Raw genomic sequence first — 18,120 nt, 5'->3', positions numbered from 1 at the left:
CCGACGTTAGGCCGGCGCCGGGTCCCCGGACATCGGGAGCCGCTCCCCATCTTGGGCGCCGCGCCCCCCATGCAGCAGCGCCGCCTCGCGCCGGTTGGCGACGCCGAGCTTGGCCAGGACGGCGGAGACGTGGTGGTCGACGGTCTTGGCCGAGATGACCAGGCGCTCGGCGATCTCGGCGTTCGTGGCGCCCTGGCCGATCAGGTCGAGCACCTCGCGCTGGCGCGCCGTGAGGCCCGCTGGGTCGGCGCGCGCGGCGGCGCGCGGGCCGCGGGGGATGCGGCGGACGCCTTGGGCGCGCAGGCGCCGGCGGGCGCGCTGGGCGGGCGCGGCGGCGCCGATGCGGTCGAAGATCGCGAGCGCGTCGAGCAGCGCCGGCGTGCCGCCGTCGTCGCACAGCGCGTAGGCCGCCTCGAGCTCGTAGCCGAGCGCCTTCCAGGTCGCGGCGGCGCCGGCGTGGTCGCCCGCGAGGGCGAGGGCGTAGGGCGCCGGGACGTTGGCGGGGAGCGCGTCGAGCGCGCCGGCCCGGTGCAGCCAGCGCGCGACCTCGCCGACGTGCCAGCGGTGCCCGCGCGCGCAGGCGTCCGGGTAGATGTCGGCGACCGCCGCGACGACGCCGTCGCGGTCGTCCTGCAGCCAGGCGAGCTCGGCGCGCGCCGTCCCGGCCGGGACGAGGCGCTGCAGCTCCGTGGTCCGGACGGCGCGCTCCCAGACCGCGTCGAGCGTGCGGCGCGCGCCGGCGCCGTCGCCGCGCAGCGCGAGCAGGCGGCCCCGGGCGATGACGTCGGGCCAGGCCGCGACGCCGTTGAGGCGCTCGCCGAACGCGGCGGCGGCGTCGACGTCGGCCTGCGCGCCGGCGAGGTCGCCGCGGGAGAGGCGCACGCCGGCGCGGACGCCGTGCAGGTAGCGCGTGTAGCCGTCGAGCTCGCGCGCGCGGCAGAAGGTCAGCGCGTCCTCGATCTGCGGGCCGACGCGCGGGTCGTCGCGGTGCGCGTCGAACGTCGCGGTCGCGAGGTTCACGGCGGCGCGGCCGGCGTGGTCGTCCAGGCCGCCGACCGCCGCGGCGCGAGCGTGGGCGTCGAGCAGCAGCGTGCGGCCGCGCTCCGCCTCGGGCCCGTCGAGCAGGCGCGCCGTGCCGACGTTGGTCAGCGCGTGGACGAGCGTCTCCTCGTCGTCGTGGTCGCGGGCCAGCGCGGCGGCGCGCTCGCCCAGCGCGACCGCGACGTCGGCGTCCTCGGCCAGCATCGCCAGCTGCGACCGGCCGCTGAGCGCCGCCGCCAGCTCGCGCCCGGGCGGCAGCGCGCCGAGGACGGCGATGGCGCGGTCGGCGGCGACGACCGCCTCGTCGCTGTGCCCGGCCCACCACAGCGCGCGTGACAGCTGGCGCAAGGCCGCGCCCAGCGCGAGCGGGTCGCCCGCCTGCTCGGCGCCGTCCAGCAGCGCGCGGCGCGCCTCGACCGCGCGCTCGGCGTGGCCGCAGAGGTAGGACTCGGTCGCGACGCCCTCCAGGGCCTCGGGCCCGCACCCGGCGTCGAGCGCGGCCTCCCAATGCTCGAGCGCGTGGCGGTGGCCGGCCACGGCGGCGGCCGCGCGCGCGGCCGCCGGCGCGTGGCGCCGGATCGCCGCCGCGTCGGACGCGCCCTGGGCGTGGTGGACGAGCCGGGCGGGCTCGGCGTCGCCGGCGGCCTCCATCGCGGCGAGCACCTGCGCCTCCAGCTCGCGCCGGCGCAGGACGCCGAGCGCCCGCGCGTTGGCCTGGCAGGCGAGCTCGTGCCGGAAGGCGACCGCGCCTTCGCCGCGCAGGACGAGCACCTCGGCCTGGAGGCACGTGTCGATGCCGTCGACCGCGGAGTCCGCGACCGCGTCGAGAAGGCTGAGCGCTGTGGGTCCCGGAACGATCGAGACCAGGTCGAGCACGTCGCGGGCGCAGCCGGGCAGCGCGGCGTGGCGGGCGGCGACCGCGGCGCCGACGGTCGTCGGGACCGCCTCGCCGGGCGCGGCCGCCAGCGCCTCGGTGACGAAGAACGGGTTGCCGCCGGTCGAGGCGTAGACCTCGGCGCCGTCGCGGTCGCGGGCGGCGGCCAGCGCGCAGACCGCGCCCTCGGAGAGCGGGGCTGGCTCGATCACGCGCAGCACGTCGCGCGGGAAGGCCGCGAGCACGCGGCGGACGTCGGCGCGCGGCCCGAGCGCCTCGGGCCAGCCGGTGACGACGAGCGCGCCGCGCTGGCCGGCCAGGCGCCGGCCGACGAGCGCCAGGATGTCGAGCGTCGCCTCGTCGATCCAGTGCACGTCCTCGACGACCAGGACGCTCGGCGGGGCGTCGAGCGTGGCGAGCAGGGCGCCGAGCAGCTCCTCGCGCGACCCGCCGCCGATCGCGGCGGCGAGCGCGCCGCCGGCCTGGCGCGCGATGTCGCGCAGCGGCCCGAGCGGTCGCGGCGTCGTCAGCGGATCGCAGGCGCCCCAGAGGACGGGCACGGCGGCGTCCTCGAGGACGGTCCGGACCAGCCGCGTCTTGCCGATCCCCGACTCGCCGACGACGAGCACGGCGCGCCCCTCGGCTCGCGCCTCGTCCAGCGCCGCGGTGAGCGCCGCGCGTTCGGCGTCGCGTTCGAGGAGGGCGGAGACCACGGCGCCGACGGTACGGCGCGCCGGCGCGCCCGTCCAGCACGGCGCCGGCGCAGGCCGGCGCCGGCGCAGGCCGGCGCCGCGGCGGTCCTCCGCGGCTAGGCCGCGGGCTCGGCGTCGAGCGTCATCGCGCAGGAGTTGATGCAGTAGCGCATCCCCCCGCGGTCCTGCGGGCCGTCGTCGAAGACGTGGCCCAGGTGGCCGCCGCACTTGGCGCAGACGGCCTCGGTGCGGGTCATCCCGTGCGAGGTGTCCTGGCGGAGGTCGACGGCGTCGGCCACGGCCGCGTCCGTGAAGGACGGCCAGCCCGAGCCGGAGTCGAACTTGTCATCGGAGCGGAACAGCTCTGCTCCGCATCCCGCGCACTTGTAGACCCCGGGGGTCTTGCTGTCCACGTACTGGCCCGTGAACGGCGGCTCCGTGTGCTGCTGGCGCAGCACGGCGTACTGGTCCGGCGTGAGCTCGGCACGCCACTGATCCTCGGTCTTTGCGATCTTGTCCATGGCTCTCAGTCTCAGGTCGGGCGGTCCACATTACGCCGTCCGCCTTTGCGGCTACCCTCCATGCCCGTGCCTGACGCCCACCGCAAGACCCGCTACATCTTCGTGACGGGCGGTGTGGTCTCCTCGCTCGGCAAGGGGATCGCCGCCGCCTCCATCGGGCGGCTCCTCGTCTCGAAGGGCTTCACCGTGGGGCTCCAGAAGTTCGACCCCTACATCAACGTCGACCCCGGGACGATGTCGCCGTACCAGCACGGCGAGGTGTTCGTGACCGAGGACGGGGCGGAGACCGACCTCGACCTCGGCCACTACGAGCGCTACACGGACTCCAACGCCTCGCGCGCGTCCAACGTGACCGCCGGCGGCATCTACAACTCGGTGATCCGGCGCGAGCGCCGCGGCGACTACCTGGGCGGCACGGTCCAGGTCGTCCCGCACATCACCGACGAGATCAAGCACCGCATCAAGCTCATCGGCGAGACCAACGACGTCGACTTCGTGATCACGGAGATCGGCGGCACGGTGGGCGACATCGAGTCGCTGCCGTTCCTCGAGGCGATCCGCCAGTTCCCGGTCGACGCCGGGCGCCGCAACACCATGTTCATCCACCTCACCCTCGTGCCGTACATCGGCCACGCGGGCGAGCTGAAGACCAAGCCGACCCAGCACTCGGTCAACGAGCTGCGGCGCATCGGCATCCAGCCGGACATGCTGCTGTGCCGCGCCGAGAACGAGCTGGACCTCGACATCCGCAAGAAGATCGCCCTGTTCGCGTCGCTGCCGCCCGAGGCCGTGGTCTCGGCGATCGACGTCGACAACATCTACAAGGTCCCGCTCTGGTACGCCGACCACGACGTCGACGACTTCATCTGCGAGTACTTCGGGATCGAGGACGCGCCGGCCGCGGACCTCTCCGACTGGCAGGAGCTGATGGACCGCGCGGGCCGCGCGACCCAGACGGTCAAGATCGCGCTCGTCGGCAAGTACGTGGCCTTGGAGGACGCCTACAAGTCGTGCTCGGAGGCGCTGAACCACTCGGGCTTCGAGCACGAGTGCAAGGTCCAGATCGACTGGGTCGACTCCGAGACGCTGGACTCCGACGAGGAGGCCGCGCGCCGGCTGGCCGACGCCGACGGCATCTTCGTCCCCGGCGGCTTCGGCGGCCGCGGCATCGAGGGCAAGATCCGCGCCGCGCGCGTCGCCCGCGAGCGCCAGGTCCCGTACCTCGGGGTCTGCCTCGGCATGCAGATCGCGGTGTGCGAGTTCGCGCGCCACGTCGCCGACATGCCCGGCGCCAACTCGACCGAGTTCGACATCGAGACCGAGTGGCCGGTCATCGACCTCCTGCCCGAGCAGAAGGAGGTCTCCGACCTCGGCGGCACGATGCGCCTCGGCGCCGACCCGGTGAAGGTCCACGCGGGCACGGCCGCGCACGAGATCTACGGCGAGGCCGTGATCTACGAGCGCCACCGCCACCGCTACGAGGTGTCGATCTCCCTGCGCAAGCGCCTGGAGTCGGCCGGCCTGGTCGTGTCCGGCACGTCGCCGGACGAGCGCCTGGTCGAGATGATCGAGCTCCGCGACCACCCGTTCTTCGTGGCGTCGCAGTTCCACCCCGAGTTCAAGTCGCGCCCCGAGCGCCCGGCCCCGCTGTTCCGCGAGTTCGTGAAGGCCGCCCTCGGCCGTGCGCAGGACCAGCACCCCGAGGGCGAGGTCCGCGCGTCGCGCTCGGCGGAGCACGCGGCCGCCGAGGCGCGGTGAGCGGCGCGGCTGCCGCGCCGCGAGCCACCGAGGCGGAGCGCGCGCGGCTCAACGCGCTGTTCGCGGAGCTGTGCGCGATCCCGTCGGAGTCGGGCGACGAGGCGGCGGTGCGCGCGCACGTCGTCGCGCTGCTGGAGCGCGCGGGCTACGGCTGCTCGGTCGACGCGGCGGGCAACGTGCTGACGCGCTGGAGCGACGGGCCGGGAGGCGGGCGTGCGGGTGCGGAGGCGCGCGGGAGCGTGCTGCTCTGCGCCCACCTCGACACGGTCCCGCACGGCGCGACGCCGATCGCGCCGGTCCTCGTCGACGACGGCTGGGAGAACGCCAACGACGCGATCCTCGGCGCCGACAACAAGGCCGCGGTCGCGGTCATGCTGCTCGCGGCCGAGCGCGCGGCCGCGGAGGCGTCCGGCTGGGACGGCCCCGACATCGAGCTCCTGCTCACCGTCGAGGAGGAGACGGCGCTGGCCGGCGCCAAGCGGTTCGACGTGTCCCAGCTGCGCAGCCCGTTCGGCTACGTCTACGACCACGCGACGCCGATCGGCGAGATCGTCGTCGCGTCGCCGACCTACTACCGGCTCGAGGCCGAGTTCCGCGGCCGCGCCGCCCACGCCGGCATCCGGCCCGAGGACGGCCGCAACGCGATCGTCGCCGCCGCGCGCGCGATCGCCGCGATGCGCATCGGCCGCCTCGACGACGAGACCACCGCCAACATCGGCCACATCGTCGGCGGCCGGGCCAACGCCACCAACATCGTCGCCGACCGCTGCACGATCCTGGCCGAGACGCGGTCGCTGGACAGCGCGAAGGTCGAGGCGGTCGTCGCCGAGATGGTCGACCACTGCCACGACGCGGCCAACGAGCCCGCGTGCGAGTGCGACCTGGACGTCACGGTCGAGCGGCTGTTCGAGGGCTATCGGCACAAGCCGTCCTCGCCGGCCGTCCTCGTGGCCGAGCGCGCGCTGGAGGCCTGCGGCTACGCGCCGTCCCACATCGTCTCGGGCGGCGCGGCGGACGGCAACGCGTTCGAGGTCGGCGGCTTCCACACGGTCTGCCTCGCCAACGGGACCGAGCGCAACCACGAGCCGACCGAGCGCGTCAGCGTCGCGGCGCTCGAGGGGATGCTCGACGTCACCTACGCGCTGCTCGACGTCGTCGCGGCAGGGTAGGACGCGCGCCATGGGTCACGACGCGCGCACGTTCGAGCGGATCGGCAGCCAGCTGATCCACGAAGGGCGCATCCTCACGGTCACCAACGACACGTTTCGTTACGCCGACGGCAAGACCGCCGAGCGCGAGATCGTCCACACCTCCGGCGCGGCCGCGGTCGTGGCCGTCGACGACGAGCACGTCTGGCTCGTGCGCCAGCCGCGGGAGCCGATCGACGAGCCCGACAGCCTGGAGATCCCGGCCGGCCGCCTGGACCCGGGCGACGCGTCGCCGATGGTCACCGCCCAGCGCGAGCTCGCCGAGGAGATCGGCAAGGTCGCCGACCGCTGGACGCCGCTGACGACCTACTGGTCGTCGGTCGGCTTCACCAGCGAGGCCGTGCACCTGTTCCTCGCCGAGGGCCTGCGCGACGCCGAGGGCGAGCACGACTCCGGCGAGGACGAGCGCATCGAGATCGTCCGCTGGCCGCTGACCGATCTCGACGGCCTGGTCGCGCAGGTCGACGACTCCAAGACGTTGTTGGGGTTGTTGTTGTTCGAACGCTTGCGGCACCGCTGAATCCGTGTAGCTTCCCGACCGGTGAGGCGACGTGCATGGATGCTGGGCGTCGCGGCGGCTTCGACGACGGCGGCGCCGATCGGATCGACTGCGACCGCTCCGACGTCGTGAGCGCCGACGCCGGCGACCACCTCCGCGGCTGCACGACCGTCGTCCGGATGGCCAAGCGGATCGCCGCGTCGGCGAAGACCGCACGGGCGGCGACGGCCGGCAGCGCCACGCCGCCGCCCGGCGGGCAGGCTGCGCCGCGCGACACCTCCGGCCGCGGCGACGACGTCCTGCAAGGCGACGACGGCGCCGACGTCCTCCGCGGCGGCCCCGGCGACGACGCGATCCGCCCCGGCCGTGACCCGACGCCGGCGCCGGCGCCGGCGACGACACGATCCGCGCCTCCGCCGACGGCCGCGGCGACCGCATCGACTGCGGTCCGGGCCGCGACGTCGCCTACGTCGACCGCGGGGACCGCACGACCCACTGCGAAGTCGTGCGCCACGGCTGACGGGTGCGGCCGATACCACACCGCGCGCAGGACCGTCACCTCCGCGCGGCACGCGCCGTTCAGACGTCATGCTCCGCACTCGACTCCTCCCGATCGCCCTGGCCGCCTCCGTCGTCGTCCCCACGCTCGCCACGACCGGCGCCGCGCAGGCCGCCGTCAAGAACCCGCAGGCCGACGCCGCCATGCGCAAGGGCATCCGCGACGTCGCGCGCCTCGAAGGCAACGGCGCCAAGGCCGCCAACATCCGCATCGCGTGCGTCGCCGTCCCGAAGGTCAATGACAAGAAGCCGTGCAGCGGCTCGTTCGACCTCGTCAAGGACGGCAAGACCGCCCACTACGTGCTGACCAAGAAGGCCCGGACGTTCCGCATCTCGGCGCGCGCGATCGAGTACCGCGTCAGCGCCAAGGCCACCAAGAAGGTCCAGGGCCTGCCCGCCGCGACCGACCTCGCCGGCTTCCTGCAGTAACGACGGACCTCGGGGCCCGGCCGGCCGCGCGGGAATCGCCTTGCACGGCGAGGACCGGGCCGGTCGGCCCCGAACCAGATCGCCATGGCCGTTCTCCCGGCAACGTCCGAGACCCGCGCGCTCGAGCACCACCTGCTCGACTTCCTCGCCTACCTCGAGTTCGAGCGCGGCCTGTCGCGCAACACGCTCGACGCCTACCGCAGCGACCTCCTGCAGTTCGGCCAGCACCTGCGCGCCACCCGCACCGACGTCCTGGAGGCCCAGCACTCCGACCTCGCCGGCTTCCTGGACGCGCTCGCCGCCGGCAGCGAGGACCGGCCCGCCGCCCGGCCCGCCACCCTGCAGCGCAAGGCCGCGTGCCTGCGCTCGTTCTACCGCCACCTGCGTCGCGAGGGCGCCGTCCACCACGACCCGACCGCCGACCTGCGCGCGCCGCGCAAGTCCCAGAAGCTGCCGAAGGTCCTCAGCCGCGGCGACGTCGACCGCCTGCTGAGGGCGCCGAGGGGCACCGAGCCGGGCGCGCTGCGCGACCGCGCGCTGCTCGAGCTGATGTACGCCTGCGGGCTGCGCGCCTCCGAGGCGATCGACCTGGAGGTGACCGACGTCGACCTCGACGCCGGCGTGCTCCGAGCCCGCGGCAAGGGCTCCAAGGAGCGCCTGGTCCCGATCGGCCGCGAGGCGATCGCCGCGGTCCGGATCTACCTCGAGCGCGGCCGCCAGCCGCTGACGGCGACCAGCGACGACCGCCACCTGTTCGTCAACCGCCGCGGCACCGGCCTCACGCGCCAGGGGCTCTACAAGATCGTCCAGCGCCACGCGCGCAGCGTCGGGCTCGAGGACCGCATGAGCCCGCACACGCTGCGCCACACGTTCGCGACGCACCTGCTCGCCGGCGGCTGCGACCTGCGAGCGGTCCAGGAGATGCTCGGCCACGCCGACATCGCCACGACCCAGATCTACACGCATCTCAGCGCCGAGCGCCTCAAGGACGTCTACTTCAACGCCCACCCGCGGGCGGGCGGAGCCGGGGGCGCGGGCGTCGATCCCGACGCACCGTAACCTGGACAGACGTCCATGCCGGCCGCGGCGCGTGTCACGATGGCCGATCCATGCGTCGGTCAGCTTCTCTCGCCCTGACGGCCGCGGCTCTGGTCGCGGCGCTCGCCGGTTGCGGCGGCTCGTCCAACGACGACACCGCCACGACGTCGGCGCAGGCCACCGGCGCCTTCCCGAAGGCCGGCATCGCGTTCACGCCGCCGGCCGACTGGAACGTGGACGCCGGCAGCGGCCACCTCGTCGCGACGGCCCAGGCCGGGCAGGCGACCGTCGCCGTGTGGCGCTACCCGCGCACCGAGACGCTGCCCAAGAGCCGGCTGCAGCTCCAGTCCGCGCGCGACGCGCTGCTGGAGGCCTCGACCAAGCGCGACGCGACGTTCGAGAAGATCAAGACCGCCGCGACCGAGATCGCCGGCGAGCCCGCGGTCCAGATCCGCGCCCGCGAGCACGTCGCCGGCCAGCCGCGAACCGTGCGCTCCACGCACATCTACGCCCACGGCGCCGAGTACGTGATCGACGCCTACGCGGACGCCGACAGCTTCCGCGCCGTCGACGCCCAGGTGTTCCGCCCGCTCCTGCGGTCGGTGCACGTATCCGCACCCCAGTAAGGACGCAGTCCTTCACCGGGTAAGGACGTATCGTCTCCTGAGTGAGCCCTGAACGCCGTCGCCGTGCCGCCGTCATCGTCCTCGACGCCTGCGGAGTGGGCGAGCTGCCCGACTCCGCCGAGTACGGGGACGCGGGCGCTGACACGCTGACCCACGTCGCGCAGGACGCCGGCGGCCTGACGCTGCCCAACCTCGGCGAGCTCGGCCTCGGCAACATCACCACGATTCTGGGCGTGCCGGCGGCCGGCGCGCCCGTCGTGCACGGCCGGCTCCATCCGCTCGGTCCGGGCAAGGACTCCACGACCGGCCACTGGGAGCTCATGGGCACGATCACGCCCGCACCGCTGCCGACCTACCCGGACGGCTTCCCCGACGCGGTCGTGGAGCGCCTGCGCGCCGCGACCGGACGCGAGTTCTGCTGCAACAAGCCGTACTCCGGGACCGAGGTGATCGACGACTTCGGCGAGCACCACCTGAAGACCGGCGAGCTGATCCTCTACACGTCGGCCGACAGCGTGCTCCAGGTCGCCGCCCACGACGACGTCCTCGCCGAGCCCGAGCTGCACGCGCTGTGCGCGACGCTTCGCGGCGTCATGACCGGCCCCGACGCCGTCGGCCGCGTCATCGCCCGGCCGTTCACGGGCCGGCCGGGGAGCTTCGAGCGCACGACCGGGCGCAAGGACTACAGCCTGGACCCGCCGTCGCGCACCTACCTCGACGAGCTCGCCGACGACGGCGTCCCGGTCCACGCCGTGGGCAAGGTGCACGACCTGTTCGCCGGCCAGTCGATCGACGCGGCGCACCCGGGCAAGACCAACGCGCAGTCGATCGCGTCGACCACCGCGTTGTTGAAGGACTTGGACGGCGGCCTGATCTTCGCCAACCTGGTCGAGACCGACCAGCTCTACGGCCACCGCCACGACGTGGACGGCTTCGCCCGCGCGCTGAAGGAGATCGACGACGCGGTCGGCCTCTGGCGCGGCCTGCTCGGCCCCGACGACCTCCTGATCCTGACCGCCGACCACGGCGTCGACCCGCGCTCGTCGCACACCGACCACACGCGCGAGCACGTCCCACTGCTCGCGATCACCGCCGGGTCCGACGGCCACCGCCACGACGGGCCGATGTCCGACGTCGGCGCGACCGTCCTGGACTGGCTGACCGGCCGCGAAGCACCCGAGCTGCCGGGAGCGCCGTTCCTGGCCTCCGGCTTCACCGCCGCGGGCTAGAACCGCGCGGCGTGGCGGGCCGGCGCGCCGTTCGAGCGCCGCCGCCGCGCCGCCTACCCTGGATCCCAGCGATGCCCGAGCTTCCTGAGGTCGAGACGATCCGCCGTCAGCTCGCGCCCCATGTCGAGGGGCGCACGATCCGGCGCCTGGAGATCCTGGATCCGCGCTGGACGCTGCCGCTCGCGCCCGACGAGGTCGTCGACGCGGTGCAGGGCCGGACGATCGAGCGCCTCGGGCGGCGCGGGAAGTACTTCATCTTCGAGCTGGCCGACGACGTCTTCCTGCTCGTCCATCTGCGGATGACCGGCAACCTGCTGCTGGACCCCGCGCCCGACACGCCCTACCAGCGCGTGCTCTTCGACCTCGACGACGGCCAGGTCGTCCGCTTCTGCGACCCGCGCCGGTTCGGCACGGGGGAGCTGGCGATCGGCGACGACGCGCTGCAGGCCTTCTTCGCCGGCAAGCTCGGGATCGAGCCGCTGGGCGACGAGCTGGACGGCGCGACGCTCCGCGCGCTGGCCCGCGGGCGCCGCGCGCCGGTCAAGGCGTTCCTGCTCGACCAGCGCCACGTCGCGGGCGTCGGGAACATCTACGCCGACGAGGCCCTGTTCCGGGCGCGGATCCATCCGCTGCGCCCGGTCGGCACGCTCAAGGCGGCGCAGTACGACGCGCTCGCCCAGGCGGTCAAGGACGTCCTGGCGGCGGGCATCGACGCCGGCGGCTCGACGATCGACGACTTCCGCCATCCGGACGGCGTGTCCGGCGCGTTCCAGAACGACTTCCTCGTGCACCTGCGGCGCGACGAGCCGTGCCACAACTGCGGCACGGCGATCAGGAAGCTCGTCGCGGCCGGGCGGGGGACCTACGTGTGCGAGTCCTGCCAGCCCCGGCCGCGGGTCAGGCGGCGGCCTTGAGCAGCTCGGCCAGGCGGCCGGACTGGTCGGCCGCGAGCGTCTCCTGGAACCCGCCGACCAGCTCTCCGCCGATCAGCACCTGGGGGAAGCTCATCATCCCGGTGCGCTGCAGGAGCTCCGCGCGTCCGTCCGGGTCCTTCGCCAGGTTGATCTCGTCGAACTCGATCTGGCGGGCGCCAAGCAGCTGCTTGACGCGGACGCAGAAGGAGCAGGGGTCAGTGGTGTAGACGGTGACGGCAGCCATTACTTCACGAAGTATAGCGAGGCATTCCTGTCCGGCTCCCTGAAGACGGAAGCCCTGGTGCTGCGCTCGATGCGCTACGGCGAGGCCGACCGGATCCTGCATCTCTATACCCCGGCACGCGGGCGCATATCGGCGATCGCCAAGGGCGTCCGCAAGACGCGCTCGCGCTTCGGCGGGCGGCTGGAGCCGTTCTTCCACCTCAACCTCGTGCTGCACGAGGGCCGCTCGGACCTGCTGACGGTGACGTCGGCCGAGACCCTGCACGGCTACCCGCGCCTGCGCGAGAGCGGCCCGGCGATCGACGCCGCGGCGCGCGCCTGCGACGCGGTCAACCGCCTGTTCGGCGAGGCCGAGGCCTCCCAGCCGGTCTTCTTCCTGCTCTGCAACGAGCTCGGCCTGCTGGAGGGCGACCCCGCCTACGCGAGCCACGCCAACCAGCTCCAGTTCCGCATGAAGCTGCTGGTCGCGGCCGGGTTCGCGCCCCAGCTGTCGGCGTGCGCGTCGTGCGGGGAGCGCGACCACCTCGTCGGCTTCTCCGGCGCCGCGGGCGGCGTGGTCTGCGCGGCGTGCGAGGGCGGCGGCTTCCCGCTGGCGGCAGAGGCGCACGCGTTCCTCACCGAGGCGCTCGCGCGGCCGCTGGCCGACGCCCCGACCGGCACCGAGCGCGCGCTGCGCCAGGCCGAGCGCGCGATCGGCGAGACCGTGGAGCACCACGCGCACGTCCGTCTGCGCGCCGCCTCGCACGGATAGTGTCCCGCGGCATGGGCGACGGCGAGAAGTGGGTGTACGAGTTCAGCGAGGGCTCGCGCGACATGCGCGACCTGCTGGGCGGCAAGGGCGCCAACGTGGCGGAGATGACGCGGGTGCTGGGGCCCGAGCGCGTTCCCGCGGGCTTCACGATCACCACGGCCGCGTGCGTGGCCTACATGAACGCCGACCGGGCGTTCCCGGACGGCCTGGACGACCAGGTCGCGACCGCGCTCAAGCGCCTGGAGGAGCATGCCGGCAAGCCGCTGGGCGATCCGGACGACCCGCTGCTGGTCTCCGTCCGGTCCGGCGCCCGCGAGTCGATGCCGGGGATGATGGACACGGTCCTCAACCTGGGGATGAACGACGCGTCGGTCGCCGGCCTGGCCGAGAAGACCGGCAACGAGCGCTTCGCCTGGGACTCCTACCGGCGCTTCGTGCAGATGTACGGCAACGTCGTGGTCGGCCTGCCGGGCGAGAAGCTCGAGGACGCGATCAAGGCCGTCAAGAAGGACCGCGGCGTCCGCGAGGACACCGAGCTGGACGTCGACGCGCTGAAGGAGCTCACCGCGACGTTCAAGTCCTATTACGACTTCCCGGCCGACCCGCAGGACCAGCTGGCCGGCGCGATCCGCGCGGTCTTCGACTCCTGGCTGGGCGACCGCGCCGTCGCCTACCGGCGCATCAACCGCATCCCCGACGACTGGGGCACGGCGGTCAACGTCCAGCAGATGGTCTTCGGCAACAAGGGCGACACGAGCGGCAGCGGCGTCGCGTTCTCGCGCGACGAGGTCACCGGCGAGCCCGAGCCGTCCGGCGACTTCCTGCCCAACGCGCAGGGCGAGGACGTCGTCTCCGGTGTCCGCACGCCGCGCGACATCCGCGAGCTGCGCGAGTGGCAGCCCGAGGTCCATGACCAGCTGTTCTCGATCCTGCGCCAGCTCGAGCAGCACTACGGCGACATGCAGGACACCGAGTTCACCGTCGAAGAGGGCAAGCTGTACATGTTGCAGACGCGCAACGCCAAGCGCCCGGCGCAGGCCGCGGTGCGCTTCGCGGTCGACGCGGTCGGCGAGGGGCTGCTGGACAAGGCGGGCGCGCTGCAGACGATCGAGGCCGAGAAGCTCGACGCGCTGCTGCACCCGACGTTCGACCCGGACGCGACCTACGACGTCCTGGCGCGCGGCGTGGCCGCATCCCCGGGCGCCGCCAAGGGCGCGATCGTGTTCTCCGCCGACGACGCGGTCGCCGCGGCCGCCGAGGGGCGCGACGTCGTGCTCGTGCGGCCGTTCACCGAGGCCGACGACGTCGCGGGCTTCCACGCTGCGACCGGGGTCCTGACGGCCGAGGGCGGCAAGGCGTCGCACGCGGCGCTGGTGGCGCGCGGCATGGGCGTTCCGGCGGTCACGGGCGCGGGGTCCTTGGAGATGGACGTCGCCGCGGGCGAGGTCCGGCTCGACGGCGAGGTGGTCCTGCGCGAGGGCGACCTGATCGCGATCGACGGCACGACCGGCTGCGTGACGACCGAGGACGTCGAGCTGATCGACCCGGTCGTCAGCGACGAGTTCGAGACGGTGCTGAAGTGGGCCGACGAGCTGCGGCGCCTCGACGTCCGGACCAACGCGGACACGCCCGAGGACGCGGCCAAGGCGAGGGAGTTCGGCGCGCAGGGCATCGGCCTGTGCCGCACCGAGCACATGTTCTTCGGCGACGACCGCCACGAGAAGATGGTCGAGGTGATCCTCGCGACCGACGACGAGGAGCGCCGCTCCGCGCTGGCCGAGCTGCTGCCGCTGCAGCAGGGCGACTTCGAGGGGATCTTCGCGGCGATGGACGGGCTGCCGGTCACCATCCGGCTGCTCGACCCGCCGCTGCACGAGTTCCTGCCCAAGCTCCACGACGTCGAGGCGCGGCTGGAGCGGGCGCGGGTCGAGGTCTCCGACGACGTCGCCGCGCTCGAGCGCACCTACGAGCGCGTGCGGACGCTGCAGGAGGTCAACCCGATGCTCGGCACGCGCGGCGTCCGGCTGGGGATCCTCTACCCGGCGATCTACGAGATGCAGATCGAGGCGATCCTCCGCGCGCTCGTCGCCGCGCGCGAGGCCGGCCGCGACGTGCACGCCGAGATCATGGTGCCCTTGGTCGACTACCGCCGGGAGCTCGCGCTGATGCGGGAGCTGATCGAGCGCGTGGGGGACAAGCACGGCCTCGCGCGGGGCAAGGACTACTCCATCGGCACGATGATCGAGCTGCCGCGCGCCTGTCTGCGCGCCGACGAGATCGCCTACGAGGCCGACTTCTACTCGTTCGGCACCAACGACCTGACGCAGACCGCGCTGGGCTTCTCGCGCGACGACATCGAGGGCCGGATCCTCGCGCGCTACATCGAGATGAAGGTCTTCGACCGCTCGCCGTTCGAGACGCTGGACGGCCCGGGCGTCGGGCAGCTCGTCCGGATGGGCGCGTGGCTGGGGCGCAAGGTGAAGGGGTCGCTCAAGCTCGGCGTGTGCGGCGAGCACGGCGGGGATCCCGACTCCATCGACTTCTTCCATCACTCGGGCATCGACTACGTGTCCTGCTCGCCCTACCGCGTGCCCGTCGCGCGCGTGGCGGCGGCGCAGGCGGCGATCCGCGACGTCGACCCCGATCTGGCGACGCGCTCGTGAAGCTGACGCCCTCGGTCTTCGGCGAGCGCGGGCGCAGGCGGGCGATCAAGCTCGGGATCGACCCGGCGCGGCTGCCGCCCGGGCAGTCGCCGACGGTCAAGTGGCCGGTGCTGACCGTCGGGCCGTCGGCGGAGATCGACCTGGCGAAGTGGTCGCTGGCGATCTACGGCGAGGTCGAGGAGCCCTACGCGCTGCGCTGGGACGAGGTGGGCGCCCTGGAGCAGGTGCGGCAGACCTCCGACCTGCACTGCGTCACGCGCTGGTCGCGGTTCGACACGCGGCTGTCCGGCGTCCGGGTCGGGCCGCTGCTGGACCGGGCGCGGCCGCGGGCGAGCGCGACGCACGCGCTCGTCCACGCCTACGGCGGCTACTCCACCAACCTGCCCTTGAGCGCGCTGGCCGACGACGACGTCCTGATCGCCACGCACGCCGACGGCGCGCCGCTGGAGCAGGAGCACGGCGGCCCCGCGCGGCTGGTCGTCCCGTCGCGGTACCTGTGGAAGTCCGCGAAGTGGGTGCAGTCGATCGAGCTGCTCGACCACGACGAGCCGGGGTTCTGGGAGCGCAACGGCTATCACAACGACGGCGACCCCTGGACCGAGCAGCGCACGCACGAGGACCCGTTCGCGTTCCGGACGCTGCGCCGGCGCGCGCGGGGCATGGCCGAGTGAGTTCTTAGTCGACGGTCAGGACGGCCTTGCCGCGGATCTCGCCGGCGAGCAGGGCCTTGACCGCGCGGGGCGCATCGCGCCAGGACGTCACCAGCGAGGCGTCGACCTTGAGGCGGCCGTCGGCGACGAGGTGGGCGAGGCGCGTCAGGTCCGCGCTGGTGGACTGGGTGTGCTGGAGCTCGGGGAAGATGAGCAACCCGTACACCTTGGCGCCGGAGGCCTGGCCGAAGAGCGCGCGTGTCGGGTACTCGACGGGCTCGGAGATCGTCGAGGCGTAGCTGATGATCGTGCCGCGCGGCGCGACGCGCTGGATCGCGGCGCCGAGGACCGAGCCGCCGACGCCGTCGAGGATCGCCGCGAAGCGCTCGCCCTCGGGCGCGAGGTGCGTGACGACCGCGTCGGCGCCGAGCTCGGCCAGGCCCTCGGTCCGGCGCGCGACCGCGGTGACGTGGGCGCCGGAGCGCTTGGCGAGCTGGATCGCGACGTGGCCGACGCCGCCGGAGGCGCCGGTGATCGCGACGCGCTTGCCGAGCAGCAGGCCGGCGACCTCGAAGGCGCGGAGCGCCGTGAGGCCGGCGACCGGCAGCGTGGCGGCCTGCTCGAAGGTGACGGTGTCGGGGAGCTCGGCGAGCTGCGCCGTCGGGACCGCGACACGGCGCGCCCAGGCGCCGGGCGGGTGCTTGAGTCCGACGACGCGGGCGCCGTGCGGCGGTCCCGAGCCGTCGGCCGCGGCCTGCGCGACGATGCCGGCGAGGTCCCAGCCGTGGACCGCGCCGGGCGTCGCGCCGGCCAGCGCCTTGACCTCGCCGCGGTTGAGGCTGAAGGCCCGGACCTCGACGACCGCCTCGAAGGGCAGCGGCGCCGGCGGGTCGTCGACCTCGGCGAGGACGACGTGCGGAGGGTCGGCGGCGACGACGAGCGCTTGCATGGTCACGACGCTACCGCGACTTCGCGGCGGCTCTGCGGCGTTTGGGCAGGACGCGATCGGCCGAGTGCGAAACTCGGAGGCGTGATGGATGTCGCCGCCGCACCCGGCCGAGTCGCCGAGGCCTTCGCCGCCCGCCAGCAGGCGTGGGAGGACGAGCACCTCTCGCCGCTCGGCGCCCGCTCCTATCCGGGGCGCCGCCCGGTCTTCGAGACCGACTGCGGGCTCCGCACGCCGCTGCAGCGCGACCGCGACCGGATCGTGCACTCCAAGGCGTTCAGGCGCCTGAAGCACAAGACGCAGGTGTTCGTCTCGCCCGAGGGCGACCACTTCCGGACGCGGCTGACGCACACGCTCGAGGTCACGCAGGTCGCGCGCACGGTCGCGCGGGCGCTGGCGCTCAACGAGGACCTGACCGAGGCGATCGGGCTGGGGCACGACCTCGGGCACTCGCCGTTCGGCCACCTCGGCGAGGCGGTGCTCGACGCGTGCATGCGCGACCGGTTCGCCGGCCGGTTCCGCCACTACGAGCACTCGCTGCGCGTGGTCGACGTCCTGGAGAAGGACGGCCGCGGCCTGAACCTCAGCGACGACGTCCGTGACGGGATCCTCGGCCATTCGGGCCGCGCGGACCCGCCGCGCACGCTCGAGGGCGGCATCGTCCGGATCGTCGACCGCATCGCCTACATCAACCACGACATCGACGACGCGATCCGCGCCGGGGTCCTGCGCGAGGCGGACCTGCCGCGCGACGCGATCGCCGTGCTCGGCGACACCGGCTCGCACCGCATCGACGCGCTCGTCCACGACCTCGTCGAGCACTCCGCGGCCGCCGGCGCGATCGTCCAGGGCGCGGAGGCCGGCGCCGCGATGGACGAGCTGCGCGACTTCATGTTCGCCAACGTCTACCTCGGCGAGCGCCAGAACACCGAGCAGCGCAAGATCGAGCGCCTGCTGCGCACGCTCTTCGCCTACTACGCCGAGGACCCCGCGCGCCTGCCCGACGACGGCGGCGCGCCCGGGGCCGACCTCGGCCAGCGCGTCGTCGACTACCTCGCGGGGATGACCGACCGCTACGCGGTGCGGATCTTCGAGGAGCTGACGGTGCCGGAGTCCTTCGCGCTCTAGCGCCTAGCGCTTGCGCACGCGCACGGCGGTGCCGTAGGCGCAGATCTCGGTCCAGGTGGAGCCGAGCTCGCTCGTGTCGAACCGGAACGCGAGCACGCCGTTGGCGCCCATCGCCTCGGCGTTCTCGACCAGGCGCTCGCTGGCGTGGTCGCGGCCCTCGGCGAGCATCTTGGTCATGCCCTTCAGCTCGCCGCCGACGAGCGACTTCAGCGACGCGCCGATCTGCGAGCCGACGTTGCGCGAGCGCACGGTGAGGCCGAAGACCTCGCCGAAGACCTCCTCGACGTCGTAGCCCGGCAGGTCGTTCATGGTGCTGATGATCATGCCGGCGACCTTACCCAGACGGTCGCGG

Annotated in this window: 17 protein-coding genes and 1 pseudogene; 13 read left to right on the top strand and 5 right to left on the bottom strand. The window is 73.8% G+C overall.

Annotated elements, in window-relative coordinates:
• Positions 1 to 6 precede the first annotated feature (6 nt).
• The gene (locus tag DSM104299_RS15375; RefSeq protein ID WP_272472511.1) at positions 7 to 2,628 is read right to left on the bottom strand and encodes an AAA family ATPase; all 2,622 of its coding nucleotides are present in this window, start codon (positions 2,626 to 2,628) and stop codon (positions 7 to 9) included.
• A gap of 95 nt (positions 2,629 to 2,723) precedes the next feature.
• On the bottom strand, positions 2,724 to 3,128 hold the full coding sequence (gene msrB, locus DSM104299_RS15370; protein WP_272472510.1) for a peptide-methionine (R)-S-oxide reductase MsrB: 405 nt from the start codon (positions 3,126 to 3,128) through the stop codon (positions 2,724 to 2,726).
• Between the two features lie 60 nt (positions 3,129 to 3,188).
• On the opposite strand from msrB, the gene pyrG reads away from it, so the two are divergent.
• The 9 genes and pseudogenes from pyrG to mutM all read left to right on the top strand — a co-directional run bounded on the left by pyrG (position 3,189) and on the right by mutM (position 11,387).
• Entirely contained in the window at positions 3,189 to 4,886 is a 1,698-nt protein-coding gene (gene pyrG / locus DSM104299_RS15365; protein WP_432419746.1) for a CTP synthase, read from the top strand.
• Positions 4,883 to 6,055, top strand: coding sequence for a M20/M25/M40 family metallo-hydrolase (locus DSM104299_RS15360; RefSeq protein ID WP_272472508.1), 1,173 nt, complete (start codon positions 4,883 to 4,885; stop codon positions 6,053 to 6,055). The genes pyrG and DSM104299_RS15360 overlap by 4 nt, the downstream gene beginning before the upstream one ends.
• A gap of 10 nt (positions 6,056 to 6,065) precedes the next feature.
• On the top strand, positions 6,066 to 6,614 hold the full coding sequence (locus DSM104299_RS15355) for an NUDIX hydrolase (protein WP_272472507.1): 549 nt from the start codon (positions 6,066 to 6,068) through the stop codon (positions 6,612 to 6,614).
• A gap of 35 nt (positions 6,615 to 6,649) precedes the next feature.
• Positions 6,650 to 6,946: pseudogene (locus DSM104299_RS29560) on the top strand (hypothetical protein); the annotation flags it as partial.
• 235 nt (positions 6,947 to 7,181) lie between these two features.
• On the top strand, positions 7,182 to 7,580 hold the full coding sequence (locus DSM104299_RS15350) for a hypothetical protein (protein ID WP_272472506.1): 399 nt from the start codon (positions 7,182 to 7,184) through the stop codon (positions 7,578 to 7,580).
• 84 nt (positions 7,581 to 7,664) lie between these two features.
• Positions 7,665 to 8,639, top strand: coding sequence for a site-specific tyrosine recombinase XerD (xerD, locus tag DSM104299_RS15345; protein ID WP_272472505.1), 975 nt, complete (start codon positions 7,665 to 7,667; stop codon positions 8,637 to 8,639).
• Between the two features lie 50 nt (positions 8,640 to 8,689).
• Positions 8,690 to 9,244: a hypothetical protein gene (locus tag DSM104299_RS15340; protein WP_272472504.1), complete on the top strand. Its 555-nt coding sequence runs from the start codon at positions 8,690 to 8,692 to the stop codon at positions 9,242 to 9,244.
• Positions 9,245 to 9,285: 41 nt separating this feature from the next.
• Entirely contained in the window at positions 9,286 to 10,473 is a 1,188-nt protein-coding gene (locus DSM104299_RS15335) for a phosphopentomutase (protein WP_272472503.1), read from the top strand.
• Positions 10,474 to 10,544: 71 nt separating this feature from the next.
• A complete protein-coding gene (mutM, locus tag DSM104299_RS15330) occupies positions 10,545 to 11,387 on the top strand; it encodes a bifunctional DNA-formamidopyrimidine glycosylase/DNA-(apurinic or apyrimidinic site) lyase (RefSeq protein ID WP_272472502.1) in 843 nt (280 codons plus the stop codon).
• Here the strand turns inward: mutM and DSM104299_RS15325 are convergent.
• The gene (locus DSM104299_RS15325; RefSeq protein ID WP_272472501.1) at positions 11,371 to 11,631 is read right to left on the bottom strand and encodes a glutaredoxin family protein; all 261 of its coding nucleotides are present in this window, start codon (positions 11,629 to 11,631) and stop codon (positions 11,371 to 11,373) included. The genes mutM and DSM104299_RS15325 overlap by 17 nt on opposite strands.
• On the opposite strand from DSM104299_RS15325, the gene recO reads away from it, so the two are divergent.
• Genes recO through DSM104299_RS15310 form a run of 3 tightly spaced genes read left to right on the top strand, consistent with a single transcriptional unit; the run spans position 11,554 to position 15,715 of the window.
• A complete protein-coding gene (gene recO, locus DSM104299_RS15320) occupies positions 11,554 to 12,381 on the top strand; it encodes a DNA repair protein RecO (RefSeq protein ID WP_349294572.1) in 828 nt (275 codons plus the stop codon). The genes DSM104299_RS15325 and recO overlap by 78 nt on opposite strands.
• A gap of 11 nt (positions 12,382 to 12,392) precedes the next feature.
• Positions 12,393 to 15,044: a pyruvate, phosphate dikinase gene (gene ppdK / locus DSM104299_RS15315; RefSeq protein ID WP_272472500.1), complete on the top strand. Its 2,652-nt coding sequence runs from the start codon at positions 12,393 to 12,395 to the stop codon at positions 15,042 to 15,044.
• A complete protein-coding gene (locus DSM104299_RS15310) occupies positions 15,041 to 15,715 on the top strand; it encodes a sulfite oxidase-like oxidoreductase (RefSeq protein WP_272472499.1) in 675 nt (224 codons plus the stop codon). Before ppdK ends, DSM104299_RS15310 begins: the two co-directional genes overlap by 4 nt.
• Positions 15,716 to 15,719: 4 nt before the next feature.
• Here DSM104299_RS15310 and DSM104299_RS15305 read toward each other — a convergent pair whose 3' ends face one another.
• Positions 15,720 to 16,643: a zinc-binding dehydrogenase gene (locus tag DSM104299_RS15305; protein WP_272472498.1), complete on the bottom strand. Its 924-nt coding sequence runs from the start codon at positions 16,641 to 16,643 to the stop codon at positions 15,720 to 15,722.
• Between the two features lie 84 nt (positions 16,644 to 16,727).
• On the opposite strand from DSM104299_RS15305, the gene DSM104299_RS15300 reads away from it, so the two are divergent.
• Positions 16,728 to 17,768, top strand: coding sequence for a deoxyguanosinetriphosphate triphosphohydrolase (locus DSM104299_RS15300; protein ID WP_272472497.1), 1,041 nt, complete (start codon positions 16,728 to 16,730; stop codon positions 17,766 to 17,768).
• A 3-nt stretch (positions 17,769 to 17,771) separates the two neighbouring features.
• Here DSM104299_RS15300 and DSM104299_RS15295 read toward each other — a convergent pair whose 3' ends face one another.
• Entirely contained in the window at positions 17,772 to 18,092 is a 321-nt protein-coding gene (locus tag DSM104299_RS15295) for a YbjQ family protein (RefSeq protein WP_272472496.1), read from the bottom strand.
• Positions 18,093 to 18,120 lie beyond the last annotated feature (28 nt).

Source organism: Baekduia alba (genome assembly GCF_028416635.1).
In the GTDB taxonomy this organism is placed as follows: domain Bacteria; phylum Actinomycetota; class Thermoleophilia; order Solirubrobacterales; family Solirubrobacteraceae; genus Baekduia; species Baekduia alba.
The sequence above is the reverse complement of the archived record's forward strand: the minus strand, read 5'-3'. Positions and strand labels throughout refer to the sequence as shown.

Bases quoted from the DNA above. Each gene is read 5' to 3' on its own strand.
- msrB (WP_272472510.1), bottom strand. From the start codon at position 3,128: ATGGACAAGATCGCAAAGACCGAGGATCAGTGGCGTGCCGAGCTCACG.
- pyrG (WP_432419746.1), top strand. From the start codon at position 3,189: ATGCCCGTGCCTGACGCCCACCGCAAGACCCGCTACATCTTCGTGACG.
- DSM104299_RS15355 (WP_272472507.1), top strand. From the start codon at position 6,066: ATGGGTCACGACGCGCGCACGTTCGAGCGGATCGGCAGCCAGCTGATC.
- DSM104299_RS15350 (WP_272472506.1), top strand. From the start codon at position 7,182: ATGCTCCGCACTCGACTCCTCCCGATCGCCCTGGCCGCCTCCGTCGTC.
- xerD (WP_272472505.1), top strand. From the start codon at position 7,665: ATGGCCGTTCTCCCGGCAACGTCCGAGACCCGCGCGCTCGAGCACCAC.
- DSM104299_RS15340 (WP_272472504.1), top strand. From the start codon at position 8,690: ATGCGTCGGTCAGCTTCTCTCGCCCTGACGGCCGCGGCTCTGGTCGCG.
- mutM (WP_272472502.1), top strand. From the start codon at position 10,545: ATGCCCGAGCTTCCTGAGGTCGAGACGATCCGCCGTCAGCTCGCGCCC.
- DSM104299_RS15325 (WP_272472501.1), bottom strand. From the start codon at position 11,631: ATGGCTGCCGTCACCGTCTACACCACTGACCCCTGCTCCTTCTGCGTC.
- ppdK (WP_272472500.1), top strand. From the start codon at position 12,393: ATGGGCGACGGCGAGAAGTGGGTGTACGAGTTCAGCGAGGGCTCGCGC.
- DSM104299_RS15305 (WP_272472498.1), bottom strand. From the start codon at position 16,643: ATGCAAGCGCTCGTCGTCGCCGCCGACCCTCCGCACGTCGTCCTCGCC.
- DSM104299_RS15300 (WP_272472497.1), top strand. From the start codon at position 16,728: ATGGATGTCGCCGCCGCACCCGGCCGAGTCGCCGAGGCCTTCGCCGCC.
- DSM104299_RS15295 (WP_272472496.1), bottom strand. From the start codon at position 18,092: ATGATCATCAGCACCATGAACGACCTGCCGGGCTACGACGTCGAGGAG.